Raw genomic sequence first — 14,071 nt, 5'->3', positions numbered from 1 at the left:
CATGGTTTTAATCATAAGGCAAATTGAATAGAGGGCTAGGACTACTCTAGGAAAAGTGGAATCCAACCCATCCGAACATCGTATTTAAATTGTCGGATGGGTCAGACTACAGTCCTGTCTGATGATTCTGCAAGTTTCAGCTATTTCTTGATTCCCTTATCATATTCCACTTTTGCCTTTTCCATCGCGCTGGCCCAGCCATCAAGAAAGGCTTCCGCTGTCATCGTTCCCGCCATTACCTTTTGGAAATTAGGCTCTAATGTCTGAGCCAGTATGCTGCTGTAATCAGGTAAATAGATCGGTACATCTAATACAACCGTGTCTTTATCAGCCATTACATTGGCACCGTCTTGAATATGTTGTGATTTTTTCACATAGTCGCTTTGCAATGCGTCTACATTAATAGGCATCTGACCGATTTTCTCATTCCAATACGCTTGGGATTCACTGGAAAGAATAAATTTGAAAAACTCCCAAGCTTCTTCAGGGTGCTTGCTGTTTTTGAAAATACCATAACCATTGGCAGTTGGAGCCACGATTGTTTTGCCGGTATCTGATTTTGGTAAAATCGTTGATGCGAATTTTCCTTCGCCAAGTGCTTGCAGATGATTGTTGTAAGAACCAAAGTTATGCTGAACCATTGCTGCTGTTCCCGTATCAAATACGGCTACCATTTCTTTATAGGCATTCGTAATATCACTCGTAGGTGTATATTTATTATACATCCCTACATATTTCTTCAAAAACTCCAGGTTCTTTGGATCATTTACTGTCGCTTTGCCCTTCGGATCAAAGTAATGCTCCACACCCGAATAAGCATACATCGCAGTAGTCAACTGACTGATGCTTCCTGAGCCCCCGCGGATGGTGTAGCCGAATTGATTCTTGCTGGTATCTGTCAGCTTCTCAGCATCGATGAAAAAATCATTCCATGTTGTAGGGGGCTTCAGACCCGCATTTTTTATCAAATCGGGGCGGTACCAGAAGTCATCCATATACATGGTACCGGGAATTTGATACAGCTTCTTGTCAGGCACCAAGGTGCGGTTGTAATCGACTAGACTTTTAGTGATTTTGTTCTTGTCACTCCATTTATCGAAGAAAGGATCCAAGGCCAAGAGTGTACCTTTGGCGGCAAAGTCGGAAATCCATATCCCAGTGACCCCACCAATATCCGGTGTATCGTTGGAAGCAATTGCAACATCATACTTCTGCTTGGCCGAAGAAAAAGGAATACCGACATATTCAACCGTAATGTTCGGATTTTTCGTTTGAAAGCGTTTGATAATTTCCTGTAAATAGGGTGTACGATCAGGTCCGGCGTTTTCATCCCAGAAGACTAAATTTACATTCTCTGGTGTCTTAGCCGCAACGGCCGGCTTTGTATTATCCGCAGGCTTGTCACTGGCTGGACTGCTGGTACTGCTACTCGTACCGGCTCCGCAGCCTGACACAAGCATTGACAAACTGAGAACCCCCAAAGTAAGAACCGAATTCATTTTTTTCATGTGTTCAACATCTCCCTTTTAATCTCATAATATATAGGCTAACCCCCTAGGGAATTAGTTCAAACTTAACCTTTGACGGCTCCAGAGCCCATGCCCTGAACAAGATACTTCTGTACAAAACCGAATAAAATTACAGCAGGCACCAAAGATATTAAGCTTCCGGCAGCAAGTGCACCGTAATGAATATCAAACTCCCCCTGCATATAGCGTAAGCCGACTGGTAACGTGAACAGTGCCGGTTTACTAATGAACATTAATGCAAACAGGAACTCGTTCCAGGCACTAATGAAGGTGAATACTGTGGTCGCGACTATACCGGGAAGCAGGATCGGGAAGATCACAAGAAAGATCGCTTTCAGTCGGCTGCAGCCATCCATCATCGCCGCTTCCTCCAGCGCCTCTGGGATATTGCTGATAAACCCGCTCATAAGTAGGGCATTGAACGGTAGCTGAAACGTACTGTAGGTAATGATGAGTGCAATAAGGTTGCTCGTCAGACCCAATTGTTTGAAAATCATAAATAACGGAATTAACAACATGGCACCAGGTACAAATTGCGTACACAGCAGCATAATCATGAAGGCATTTTTCCCTTTGAATCTAAATCGACTGATTGAATACCCAACCAAAACTGAACAGACGAGCACGATAATAACAGTCATTCCCGAGACAACTATGCTATTTTTAAAAAATATCGAAAATCCGACGTTTTTCCAGGCAACTATATAATTATCAAAAGTAACCTTTTCCGGCCAATAACGAATAGGCAGCCTTGTAATTTCCCCCTCCTGCTTAAGGGATGTCACAACAGCCCAATATATTGGAAATAAAGTGAAAGCCATCGTCAACAGAAGCGGCAGTCTCAACATGAATAAGCGGTCCATTTGTTTCAACATATGTCTAACCCTCCTTGCCAAAACGACTCAGTCTCAGGTAGCCCATTGCAAATATAAGCAGAATGATAAAGCTGATTACTGTCAGGGCAGATCCATAGCCAAAATTTTGAGAAATAATCGCTTGATTCGCCACATACATCGTTAATGTAGTTGTTGTGTTAGCCGGTCCTCCACCTGTCATCGTAAATAGTAAATCAACATTATTGAACTCCCAAACGGCTCTTAACAAAGTGGAAAGAATAATCGAATTTTTTAAAAATGGTAAGGTTATATGGATGAAGGATTTCCATCGCCCCGCACCGTCAACCCTTGCTGATTCGTACAAATCCTGTGGTATCGTTTGCAAAGCCGCCAGCATCGTAATCGCGAAGAACGGGATGCCTCTCCATAACTCTGTGATGATTACAGCAGGAAATACCGTTTTCAAGTCCGCCAGCCATGCGAAGTTTTTTTCGATGAAGCCGAATTTAATAAGCAAGCTGTTGATAAGCCCCATATGCTCATTGAAAAGCAGAGACCACATCGTTGAAGTTATAACACCGGAGACCGCCCAAGGCATAATAGAAATAGATCGGAACAAGCCACGAAAAGCAAAAGCCTGAGATAAAAGCAAAGCAATCAGCAGTCCGAATATTAATTGAAATATAACTTCGATGGATACCCATTTAAAAGAAATCAGCAAGCTGGAGTAAAACAATTCATCCTGACTGAAGATAGCCTTGAAATTATCCAAACCGATAAATCCGTTATAATAAGGCTTGGCTGGATTAAAATTCTGAAAGCTGTAATAAAACACATTTGCCATCGGGTAAAACAAGAAACTCATAATGAGTAGAACGGCAGGTGCAATTAATATATAGGGCAACCAATGCGTTCGAGGGCGTTTCATTCGGTCTCGTGATGTACGATTTGTCTGACTGGTCGACAGCTTGTCTGTGTAGGTCGTGTTGGCACTCATTTGTTTCCTCTCTTTCGCTATGAATTACAGAATTGCGGTGAATAAGGAGCCGTTGCGGCCCTTCGCTGACTTATTCGCCCCACTCTGTTTGGCTTAATATCAATATAGAGAAAATTGGTTGAGTATGGAATCAAATAAATTTTCCGTTTTAATCAATATCTTTTCATCTTTAAAATTTCATAGTAAGAGCGCCTTCTTTGATGGTGTTGGGTAATGAACCCGTCGACAAACCCATCATACCGAGACGCTCCTTTTTTTATATAAACCAATAAGTAAAGTAACTCCCACCACAATCACGTACAATCGGTTCGTTTCAATAATGTAATGTTAGCTTATTTTTAAAATAAAAAGTTATATTCTTCTGTTACAAAATATCACTTAATAGTTATAATTGAATTAAAGTTTGCTTGAAGGAGACAATCGTTGGAACACTCAAACAATATTGAAAAAAGCATTAAAGCATTTCATATTTTAAATAAAAAAGCATTAAATTTTCGTTATAGAATTGTATCCACAGAAAATGTCCCTATCTTTTATCATTACCATAAAGGGATCGAGGTACTGTTTGTCCATCGCGGCAAAGGAACTCTGACCCTCAACCGCAAGATTTATAATCTGGAATCAGGATGTGTATTGATTTTACAACCATTCCAGCTGCACCGTGTTCAATTTGATCCCAATAATCAATGCCCTTATGAGCGCACGACTTTGACCTTTGAACCTTCCACCTTTGCACCTTTTCTTAAAAATTTTCCTGTGCTGTCCCGTTTTTTTGAGCAGGTTTGGAAAGAACAACTATCCAATCAGGTGTTCCGTATGGATCGCAACACGACTTACATCTCAAGTATTCTTGAACGTTTTCATGATATGGTTTCAGGGTGGGACGAGGATGAAGACCTCGAAGCTGCGTCGATTTTGATTCTCAATATTTTAGATTATCTAAAATCATTGCATAATGGTGGTTTTGGTGGGGTGTCACGTCCTGAGAGCCACACTGAAAAAATTATGAATTGGGTCGAGGAGCATTATAAAGAACCTTTTGCTCTGGACGACTTAGCCAAGGAGCTCCATCTTTCCAAGCATTATGTCTCACATCTATTCCGTTCCGAAACAGGAGGCAGCATCACCGAATATGTGATCGCACGAAGAATAAGACAAGCTTGTTGGTTGTTGAAAACAGAATCGAAATCTGTAGAGCATATCGGCTCGTTAGTCGGAATACCTAATTCCCCCTACTTTTGCCGTCTCTTTAAAAAGATAACGGGCTTAACTCCAATTCAGTACCGTAAAAGCCATTTAAACTAAATGGGATCTACTCTGTGTGCAGCATCTTAGTCAGCGCTGCAGATGACTTCATAATACATTGTCGAATTAATCACGCTTCAATCAACCCATAAGTTGTAATTAGGTCCATTATTTGGATATTTCATCATACTTATCTTGATTGACAATAAAGCTTGTACTAAAAAAGCGGCTGAGCAAGGTGTTATTCCTGCCCAACCGCTTTTCACATTTTAGTTTGCTGCTGCGCTATTCATCAGCACCACTTCGATTTAATATAATCCGATCAGCTGTTTCTTTGATTACCTGAATAAAGGGGTCCCAGAAGAACTATTCGTCAAGCTGGTTGAATCTTAAACCAAGCGGTAACGGAACCGGACGATCGCACTTGTTCTTGATCGGAACATGCTGCTCCGTATTGGAAGATTCGAAAATACCAAACATGACGTTAAGTACATGGGTGGCCAAGCTGCCACTCGCCCGATGAGCTCTGCCGGATTGTATGGCATAGGCCATATCGGCTAAGCCGATGCCCCGGCTCTGCTCCGTGATGCCGTGGGATAATGGGAATGTTAAGATTTCCCCACTGCGCTGCTTCACTTGAATAGGACCCCCGAAGCCATTAGGGTCAGGCACATACAAGATGCCGTCCGTCCCGTAAATCTCCATGCGCGGCGTATAACCGAACCCTTCCTTAGCCGCAGTCAACGTAGCGATCGCACCACATTCAAAATTGAGTACCGCCGATGTGTTCATGGGCGCTGCAACGGGAACGGTATCACCATATCGCGGGGACTTGGGATTCAGCAGCTTTAATTCCGTTCTGAGTTGGCTGGCAGAGCCGCTTACTTTGCGGACAGGACCCAGCATGGCGACAAATGCGGTGATATAATAAACGCCTACGTCGAACAGCGGGTCTCCTCCTAAGGACAGAAAATTTTCAGGCGAGCGGTGTGTTCGGTCCGAGGCGTTGCCCGTTAAGATCAGCCCGCTGCCGCCGAATGGAGTGCCAATCCAGCCGTCATCAATCAACTTAATGCACGACTGAATGCCTCCTCCCAAAAACGTATCCGGCGCGCAACCGACACGAAGCCCTTTTGACTCCGCAACGGCGAGCACTTTTTCTGCATCCTCCTGGGTTAAGGCGAAAGGTTTTTCCGTGTACACATGTTTTCCCGCTTCAAGAGCCCTCAGGTTCAGCTCCGCATGGGCTTTCGGTACGGTCAAATTTAATATAATTTCAATTTCAGGATCGGAGAGCATTTCCTCTACCGTATACACCTTAGGAATTTGGAACTGCTCCGCGCGCTGCTTCGCAAGCTCAGGAACAAGATCCGCGCAAGCGGCAATTTCTAGAATATCTAATGATTCCGTGCAAACCTTCAAATAAGTTTCACTTATAACACCGCAACCGATCAAGCCGACTTTCATTTTTCTCATTGAACAGACACCGCCCATCTATTTTATATAAACGTTTTTTCTTAAAAGTTCTTTATCCATTCACAATCAGGCTCTAGAGCCGTTAAACTCAATGACATTGCCGTCCGGGTCTGTGACATAAACCTGATGCCACTCCGTAAGATTATTCGGCCTATCCACATATGGAATCGAAGCCTCATGGAGCCTATCCAAAACATCCTGCATCCGATTCACACGGAGGGCGAAATGACCATCCTTGTCATCAATTACAGTGGTTCCTCTTAATGTTCTCGCTTGATTGACAATGAGATGAAGCTGTGTCAGCCCCACATCATACCAGGCCCCTTTCGATGGGAAAGGGGGCCTGACCGTCTCCTTAAAACCAAGCATTCCGCCATAAAAACGCTTCGCTTTTTCCAAATCGGTGACTGCGATAGAAACGTGATGAATTCCAGCATACATGGGGTCATCTTCCTTTCACTTAGACGGCGCCAGCTTCGTATCGTTCGGCCATCTTGTTCAGATTGTGCAGACTGGTTCTGACGCTATCCATCGGGTCGCCAAGACAAACATCCTGCTCTACGACTAGCCACTCTACTTCTGATTTCATGCACCAATCAAGAATCGGTTCAAAGGCGATGGTGCCTGTGCCTATGGGGGCAAACGTTTTTCTTTCGTCATTCGTCATATCCTTCAAATGTATGATCGGCATCCGTCCGGTGTAGGGCTGAATGAATGCGAGTGGATCCTTACCGGCTTTTTTCACCCAATATACATCAATTTCAGCCAAGATCGGATTGCCATCTGTCGGATCCAACATATATTCCAATGCACTACGGCCGTCCAGCTTAGTTGCAAATTCAAAATCGTGGTTATGATAGCTGACCCGCAATCCGAGAGGAACCAGCTTATTCGCAGCATCCGTCAAAATCCGTTTCACTTTCCGGTATCCGTCTTCATTTCTCCAGTCTTCGGTAACATACGGACAAATAACATCTTTGGTTTGAAAAAGTCCGGCTTCCTTAACTACATTTTCTAAATCATGCTCAAACCGTTCGATCGGAAAATGCATGCCTGCTGTCACGATCCCGATTTCCTTCGCAATCTGCGCCGCTTCTTCTGCCCTATATTGGGAAGGAACCCGCATTTGTACACCGGCCCATCCCATTTGCTTAAGCTGTTTCAAAACTCCTGGGAAATCCTGCTCGATTTCATTTCTTAACGTATATAGCTGTACAGCAAATTTGCTTCGCATACATGTATTCCCCCTTCATTAATTCGTTTTGAGTTAACCTTTGGATCCGGAAATGACGATGCCTCGGATGAAATATTTTTGCATGAAGAAGAAAAGCACCAACGGCGGTAACACCGCTATCAATGACGCAGCCATTAGCAAATGCCACGGCGTCTGTCCGTATGCAGCCGTAAAGTTCGCTAACCCAAGCGACAGCGGATAATTATCGCGTGTGTTCAAATAGATCAGCGGGCCCATCAAATCTTTCCAACGGTACATGAATTCCAATATGGCCGCTGTAATCATAGCGGGTAGAGACAACGGGAGAATAATCCGGAAATACAAAATAAAATAGCCGCCACCGTCGATTTTTACAGCTTCGTCAAGCTCCCGTGAAATACCCATATAAAACTGCCTAAGCAAAAAGATCAGAAACGCACTGCCTGCAATAGTCGGAATAATGAGCGGCAAATAAGAATCAAGCAATCCTAGTTTGTTGAAAATCAAATATTGCGGAATCATCACAACCTCATGGGGAATCATCATTGTACTAAGCACGACCGCAAATAATCCGGTTTTACCTCTGGCCCGTAAACGAGCGAAAGCAAACGCCACTAAGGAAGAGACAAAAACGGTAGTAAAGACAGTCACCAAAGTGTACCAGCAAGTATTCCATATGAACCTATCAAAGGGAGCGTCACGGAATACTTGCGCAAAGTTCCCCCATTGAGGCTGCCAAGGAACCCACGTTTGCGGAATTTGATGAATATCTCCCAGCGTCTTCAGGGACGTTGAAACCATCCAAACTAACGGAAAAGCAAACAAGCATAAAAATCCGATCAAAAATACATAGGCAATCGCCTTCTCCAGCGGGCTCAGCTCGCCTACTCGATATATTCTTTTGTTCCATGATTTGCCGATGCCGTTGTTCAAAACCGATTCACCTCCTAATGCTTGTTATCGTTCTCGTAATGAACTACTTTACGGGAAATCCATAAGGACAGCATCGTAAAGAAAAAGATAATGATGAATAAAATCCAAGCCTGGGCGGATGCATAACCCATCCGGAATTGCGCAAACGCAGTATCAAACAAATATAAAATATAGAAGAAGGAACCCCACTCCGGACCGCCTTTGGTAATCACGTACGCCTCGGTAAAAACTTGAAAAGAATGAATCAGCGTAACAATGCTGTTGAATAAAATAACCGGCGATATAAGGGGTACTGTGATTTTGAAAAACCGGGTCAACCTCCCCGCTCCATCTATCGATGCGGCCTCGTACAGCTCCTCCGGCAAAGTCTGCAAACTCGCCAAAAAAATGACGACCGTACTGCCGAGAGCCGTAAAACGCATCAAAACAAAGGATGGGACAACCCAGTCCGTGCTTGTAAACCACCCCGGCCCTTTGACGCCGAACAATTGGAAAATAATCGAGTTCACGACGCCAAAGTCCGGATTTAACAGCCACGACCAAAGAAACGCGATGGAAACCCCCGAAACGATAGTCGGCGCATAAAAGATCGTCCGGAAAAGAGACTGCCCTTTCACTTTAAAATTTAACAGCACCGCTAGCAGCAGGCTGACAACAATGGTGAATGGTACTGCCAGCAGTACATAATAAGCAGTGACCTTCAACGATTGAAAAAACAAATTGTCTTTAAACAAGTTGGTATAATTCTCAAGTCCGATCCATTGAGCAGATTCGATGACATTATATGAAGTAAAGCTGATGAACAGGGATGCAACCATCGGACCGCCTACAAAAAAAATGAATCCTATAACCCAAGGGGACAAGAACAGCCAAAAGGCCCGTTCTTCCCTGTTCCGCTCGCTTCTTGCTTTTCCGGTTACTAAAATAGCTTTGTGCTCGGATACCCGCTCAGTTATCAATGTAAGATCACCTCTTCCTAATGAGAAAAGCTGCAGGGAGGCGGCAAAAAGCATCTATCGCAGCTCTTACCGCCTTTTTGCCGCTCACCGGTTATTTTAGACTACTTAAGTTTTGATCGATCGTTTTCAGCCCCTCTTCAACAGACACTTTACCATTGTAGATGGCGTCGAACGTTTGATTGCTTGTCGTTAAAATCGTGGAGAATTTGCTGATTTTGTGATTGTCGGACGGGCGACCGAACGGAATCGATCCTTCGTACACCTTCTTAATGTCCTGCATGCTCATGGCCGATACGGATGTTGTCGCTTGGTACCAATCCTGCGCCAAATCCAGGTTTGCCGGATAAGACATGGCTGCTTTGACATATTCCTTAGCGCCATTAGTCGGGTCGGTTAAGAATTTAATAAATTCCCATGCTTCGTTTGGATTTTTCGAGGTTTTGCTGATTGACCACGGGTCCACATAAAGCGGAACTTGCTTGCTTCCGTCCGGAGCGAACGGTACGGCCGCGGCCGCCCACTTGAACTTGGCGTCCCTATAGGTTCTGAAGCCCCATCCTCCTTGAATAACCATAGCAACGCGACCCGTCATAAACGGATCTCCAAGCTGAGAGGCTGCGCTAAGCTGCGCCGGATTAGGTGACACCTTGTGCTTGCTGATCAAATCCAAATTGGCTTGAATGGCTTCGATATTTTTAGGGTTTTTGGAAACCTGTGGATCCCCCATGTTTCCGGTATCATACGCTTCTTTCTTAAAGAAGTCGCCGCCGAATAACCACGCCGATTTATTGGCTGGCTGGGCGTTCCATACGCCGAATACCTGCTTGCTTGGATCGCCTATGTCTTTGGTCAGCTTTTTAGCCGTTTCCACCATCGCATTCCAGTTCCACGATTTATCGTTCCAATCCAAGCTCGGATACGGTAGTCCCGCCGCGTCGAATAAATCTTTATTATAAAATAAGAAAGTCGAAGTATTAGACATTGGGAATCCGTAATATTTGCCGTCTTTACTGTAAATGTTTAAAACTTCATCCGGAATCCCTTTGTACAGATCCCGGTCCTTCTTAATATACGGAGTTAAGTCAAGCAGGGCATCCATGTTTTTATAAGTAGGGTACCCGGAGTTGGCCCAGTTGGGAGACCATACGTCAGGCACGTTTTTGCCAGCAATCATAGTTGTTAACCGTTGATCCACTTCTGCCTGAGGGATGACTTGAAGCTCGATTTTAATGTTTGGATTTTTAGCCTCGAATCCTTTGACCATAGCGCTGTACCAAGGCTCTACAGAAGGTTCGCTGCGGACGAGCCATGTTAATTTCACCTGCTTTTTAGACTCATCCGCTTTTGGTGCCGGATCCGACTTCGTTGAGTTTGCCGGTGCGGATGAGCTGCAGCCAGCTAAAACAAGAGCAAGCATTTGAGATACGACCAAAGCCTTTAACGATGCTTTTTTAAACGTTTTCAAAACTATCCCTCCCTATTTTATAAGTTATATATGCCCTGCCCCACAGCTCCTGCATGTCCAAATACGATAGGAGATATTTCAAGCGGCTTAGCCCACTTTACCCCGTTTTGAATAACTCTTAAAACTTTTTCGTTGTAGAATGTAGGGTACGTTTCATGACCGGGTCTGAAATAAAAGATTTTACCTTTCCCCCGGGTAAACGTACATCCGCTGCGGAATACTTCACCGCTTGAAAACCAGCTGACAAAAACCAATTCGTCCGGATCGGGAATATCGAAAATTTCGCCGTACATTTCTTCGTGCTCCAATTCAATATAATCCCCAATGCCCTCGGCGATAGGATGTCCGGGCTTCACGACCCACAGCCGTTCCATATCACCCGATTCGCGCCATTTCAGTCGGCAGTCCGAGCCTAGCAGCTTTTTGAAGATTTTGGAATTGTGACCGGAATGAAGGACGATCAGTCCCATACCGGCGAGCACCTTCCTGCGTACTTTTTCCACGATCTCATCATCCACTTCATGATGGTGCATATGTCCCCACCAGATCAAAACGTCGGTGTTGTCTAATGTTTGCTCCGTCAAGCCGTGCTCGGGTTGGTCGAGCGTAGCCGTAACCGCTTCCATTCCAGCCTTGTTCAAATAGTTCGCTATAACCGTGTGAATTCCTAGCGGGTATAAATTCCTAACCTCTTCCATCGTCCGTTCGTGTACAAACTCATTCCAGACCGTCACTTTTATCTTGTTGTTCAAATCCGGGTCATTCCTTTCTTACTAAAATAAATTTGGAATATTATTGCGGGCCAAGCAAATCGGATATGTTGACCCATCGGCCAAGCTCGGAGGATTGGGAAACCGCTTCCATAACCGCTTGGTTATACACGCCGTCCGCAAAATTAGGCTGCGGATTTAACCCGTTTGCAACTCCGTTGATCAATTCGTAAATCAAGCTGATAAACGTGTGCTCGTAGCCGAGAATATGACCCGGGGGCCAATAGTTGCCTGCATAAGGATGCTTCATTTCAGTGCAATTGATTGTTCGAAATCCTCTTAGCAATTCGTCCTCATCTGTAAAATAAACCTGCAATTCGTTCATATGCTCAAAATCCCAGCGGATCGAACCCTTTTCCCCATTGATTTCAAAACGATTTCCGTTTTTATTGCCGCCCGCATAACGTGTTGCTTCAAATACGCCTACGGCGCCGTTTTCAAATTTGGCTAAAAAGGCGGATGTGTCATCTACGTCGACTTCGATCATTTTTTCATAATTTGGCTGTCCATCCGGACCTGCATCAGGACGGCTTTTGACGAAGGTTTCCATCATCCCCGAAACTTTCTTAAAATCCCCAACAAGAAACGAAGCCAAATCGATAATATGACTGCCGATATCGCCAAGTGCACCATAACCGGCAATTTCTTTGCTGAGCCGCCATCTAAACGGTCGGTTCGGATCTATCATGCTTTGGTTCAAATAAACGGCGCGGATATGACGGATTTCCCCCAATTTCCCTTCACAGATCAACTGTTTGGCAAACTGCACGGCAGGAGCAAAGCGATAATTATGCATCAGCATGTTCACTTTGCCGGAGCGATCGGCGGCCGCCTTCATTCGCTTGGCTTCTTCCAAAGTAATGGCAAGCGGTTTTTCACAAATGATATGCTTGCCTGCTTCCAAAGCGGCGATCGCCATTTCCACGTGGGTATGGTTGGGCGTTGCAATATCGATGACATCGATATCATCCCGTTCAATAAGCTTGCGCCAATCGGTTTCATACGAAGCCCAGCCCATTTTCCGGGACGCTTTCTGAACCTCTTCCTCGTTGCGTCCCGCTATGGCCTTCAGCACAGGTACTGCGGACTTTTCGAAAAAAAACGGAAGCTGCCTGTAGGCGTTGCTGTGGGCTTTTCCCATAAAGTTATAACCGATCATACCTATTCGAACTTCCTGCCTGAGCGTCACTGCTTTCCCCTCATTCGCTATAAATTTTCATTGAAATATATTTCGTTTCGAGGAAATCGTCAATCCCTTCTTTACCCCCTTCGCGCCCGATTCCGGACTCTTTCACACCGCCGAACGGAGCCTGCGCTACGGACGGGAACGGATCGTTCAAACCAACGATGCCGTACTGCAGCTTCTCAGCCACGCGGAATGCACGGCTTAAATCCTTCGTATAGAAATACGATGCCAAGCCGTAAGGAACGTTGTTCGCACGCGCTATTACTTCCTCCTCCGAGTCAAAAACCATCAGGGGGGCAACAGGACCGAAGGTTTCCTCTTTGCAGATTAACATATTTTCGTTAACGTCGCTAAGTATAGTAGGCTCGAAAAATTGTCCCTGCCGCTCTGCTCTCTTGCCGCCGGTCAACACTTTAGCCCCCTGAGACACCGCATCGTCCACATGTTCCTTGGATTTTTCAACCGCTCCTTCATCAATCAGAGGACCGATCGTTGTACCCGGGTCCAGTCCGTCGCCCAATTTCAACTGGTTCACCTTTTCAACTAAAAGGGCTTCAAACGGTTCCTTGACGGAACGCTCGACATACACTCTGTTGGCGCAAATGCAGGTTTGTCCGGCATTGCGGAATTTACTGCCGATCACCCCATTAACCGCGTCTTCCAGATCCGCGTCGGCGAATACGATAAACGGTGCATGACCGCCCAACTCCATGGATACTTTCTTCACTTGATCCGCTGAGCGCTTGATCAAATATTTGCCTACTTCCGTGGAGCCGGTAAACGTGATTTTACGGATAGCCGGATTCGTTAAAAATTCATCCCCCACCTCGCTGGACGTAGATGTCGTAATCAGGTTCAGTACACCTGGAGGAAATCCTACCTTCTCGAATATTTTAAATAAAGCAACGGCATTCAGCGGAGTATGCTTGGCTGGCTTAACGACGATCGTGCAGCCTGCCGCCAGCGCCGGTGCAATTTTCCGCGTCACCATAGCCTGCGGGAAATTCCAGGTAGAGATCGCCGCGACAACTCCGACCGGCTGCCTGATGACAAGCAATCTTTTATCCTTGCTGTTTGCAGGTACCGTATCTCCATAAATGCGGCGCGCCTCCTCGGCAAACCAGCGGAAAAAGCTGTTGGCGTAAACAAGCTCGTTTCTTGCTTCCTGCAGCGGCTTGCCCTGCTCCACTGTTAAAATTTCCGCCAGCTCCTCGAACTCCGCGTTAATACGGTGGTAGCAGTCCATCATCAGGTCAGCCCGTTCCAACGCCGTCATTTGTGACCATGCCGGAAACGCTTTGGATGCAGCTTCGACCGCGCGCTGTACATCTTCACGAGAACCGTCCGCAGCCTCCCCGACCTGTTCGCCTGTTGCGGGATTGTAGGAAGGAAAATAAGCTCCCCGACTTGGCTCCTCCCATTTTCCATTGATATAAAGCAGTCCTCTCATCTTAATCAGTCC

General features: G+C 45.4%; 13 protein-coding genes. 1 reads left to right on the top strand and 12 read right to left on the bottom strand.

Annotated elements, in window-relative coordinates:
• Window positions 1-140 precede the first annotated feature (140 nt).
• From NV381_RS23750 to NV381_RS23740, 3 genes are all read right to left on the bottom strand, one after another.
• Entirely contained in the window at window positions 141-1,508 is a 1,368-nt protein-coding gene (locus tag NV381_RS23750) for an ABC transporter substrate-binding protein (RefSeq protein WP_258215773.1), read from the bottom strand.
• Window positions 1,509-1,573: 65 nt separating this feature from the next.
• Entirely contained in the window at window positions 1,574-2,404 is an 831-nt protein-coding gene (locus tag NV381_RS23745; protein WP_258215772.1) for a carbohydrate ABC transporter permease, read from the bottom strand.
• 4 nt (window positions 2,405-2,408) lie between these two features.
• Complete coding sequence (locus NV381_RS23740; RefSeq protein ID WP_258215771.1) at window positions 2,409-3,362, bottom strand: carbohydrate ABC transporter permease; 954 nt, start codon at window positions 3,360-3,362, stop codon at window positions 2,409-2,411.
• 423 nt (window positions 3,363-3,785) lie between these two features.
• Here NV381_RS23740 and NV381_RS23735 point away from each other — a divergent pair, with 423 nt between their 5' ends.
• Entirely contained in the window at window positions 3,786-4,667 is an 882-nt protein-coding gene (locus NV381_RS23735) for an AraC family transcriptional regulator (protein ID WP_258215770.1), read from the top strand.
• 306 nt (window positions 4,668-4,973) lie between these two features.
• On the opposite strand, the gene NV381_RS23730 is transcribed toward NV381_RS23735, so the two are convergent.
• The 9 genes from NV381_RS23730 to NV381_RS23690 form a co-directional block, all read right to left on the bottom strand.
• Window positions 4,974-6,083, bottom strand: coding sequence for a Gfo/Idh/MocA family protein (locus NV381_RS23730; protein WP_258215769.1), 1,110 nt, complete (start codon window positions 6,081-6,083; stop codon window positions 4,974-4,976).
• A 66-nt stretch (window positions 6,084-6,149) separates the two neighbouring features.
• On the bottom strand, window positions 6,150-6,524 hold the full coding sequence (locus NV381_RS23725; RefSeq protein WP_258215768.1) for a VOC family protein: 375 nt from the start codon (window positions 6,522-6,524) through the stop codon (window positions 6,150-6,152).
• 19 nt (window positions 6,525-6,543) lie between these two features.
• On the bottom strand, window positions 6,544-7,317 hold the full coding sequence (locus NV381_RS23720; protein WP_258215767.1) for a sugar phosphate isomerase/epimerase family protein: 774 nt from the start codon (window positions 7,315-7,317) through the stop codon (window positions 6,544-6,546).
• Between the two features lie 33 nt (window positions 7,318-7,350).
• Complete coding sequence (locus tag NV381_RS23715) at window positions 7,351-8,229, bottom strand: carbohydrate ABC transporter permease (RefSeq protein WP_258215766.1); 879 nt, start codon at window positions 8,227-8,229, stop codon at window positions 7,351-7,353.
• Window positions 8,230-8,243: 14 nt separating this feature from the next.
• Window positions 8,244-9,188: a carbohydrate ABC transporter permease gene (locus tag NV381_RS23710; RefSeq protein ID WP_258215765.1), complete on the bottom strand. Its 945-nt coding sequence runs from the start codon at window positions 9,186-9,188 to the stop codon at window positions 8,244-8,246.
• A gap of 91 nt (window positions 9,189-9,279) precedes the next feature.
• On the bottom strand, window positions 9,280-10,653 hold the full coding sequence (locus NV381_RS23705; protein ID WP_258215764.1) for an ABC transporter substrate-binding protein: 1,374 nt from the start codon (window positions 10,651-10,653) through the stop codon (window positions 9,280-9,282).
• Window positions 10,654-10,670: 17 nt separating this feature from the next.
• Complete coding sequence (locus tag NV381_RS23700; protein ID WP_258215763.1) at window positions 10,671-11,405, bottom strand: ThuA domain-containing protein; 735 nt, start codon at window positions 11,403-11,405, stop codon at window positions 10,671-10,673.
• A 40-nt stretch (window positions 11,406-11,445) separates the two neighbouring features.
• Window positions 11,446-12,582: a Gfo/Idh/MocA family protein gene (locus NV381_RS23695; RefSeq protein ID WP_258215807.1), complete on the bottom strand. Its 1,137-nt coding sequence runs from the start codon at window positions 12,580-12,582 to the stop codon at window positions 11,446-11,448.
• A gap of 40 nt (window positions 12,583-12,622) precedes the next feature.
• The gene (locus NV381_RS23690) at window positions 12,623-14,059 is read right to left on the bottom strand and encodes an NAD-dependent succinate-semialdehyde dehydrogenase (RefSeq protein ID WP_258215762.1); all 1,437 of its coding nucleotides are present in this window, start codon (window positions 14,057-14,059) and stop codon (window positions 12,623-12,625) included.
• Window positions 14,060-14,071: the final 12 nt, after the last annotated feature.

This window comes from Paenibacillus radicis (ex Xue et al. 2023), from assembly GCF_024722015.1.
In the GTDB taxonomy this organism is placed as follows: domain Bacteria; phylum Bacillota; class Bacilli; order Paenibacillales; family NBRC-103111; genus Paenibacillus_S.
Note: the sequence above shows the minus strand (reverse complement) of the source record. Positions and strands in the feature narration are given on the sequence as shown.

What these genes read in the sequence shown, in the direction of transcription:
- NV381_RS23720 (WP_258215767.1), bottom strand. Translation starts at nt 7,317, where the DNA reads ATGCGAAGCAAATTTGCTGTACAGCTATATACGTTAAGAAATGAAATC.
- NV381_RS23725 (WP_258215768.1), bottom strand. Translation starts at nt 6,524, where the DNA reads ATGTATGCTGGAATTCATCACGTTTCTATCGCAGTCACCGATTTGGAA.
- NV381_RS23750 (WP_258215773.1), bottom strand. Translation starts at nt 1,508, where the DNA reads ATGAAAAAAATGAATTCGGTTCTTACTTTGGGGGTTCTCAGTTTGTCA.
- NV381_RS23695 (WP_258215807.1), bottom strand. Translation starts at nt 12,582, where the DNA reads ATGATCGGTTATAACTTTATGGGAAAAGCCCACAGCAACGCCTACAGG.
- NV381_RS23690 (WP_258215762.1), bottom strand. Translation starts at nt 14,059, where the DNA reads ATGAGAGGACTGCTTTATATCAATGGAAAATGGGAGGAGCCAAGTCGG.
- NV381_RS23740 (WP_258215771.1), bottom strand. Translation starts at nt 3,362, where the DNA reads ATGAGTGCCAACACGACCTACACAGACAAGCTGTCGACCAGTCAGACA.
- NV381_RS23730 (WP_258215769.1), bottom strand. Translation starts at nt 6,083, where the DNA reads ATGAGAAAAATGAAAGTCGGCTTGATCGGTTGCGGTGTTATAAGTGAA.
- NV381_RS23745 (WP_258215772.1), bottom strand. Translation starts at nt 2,404, where the DNA reads ATGTTGAAACAAATGGACCGCTTATTCATGTTGAGACTGCCGCTTCTG.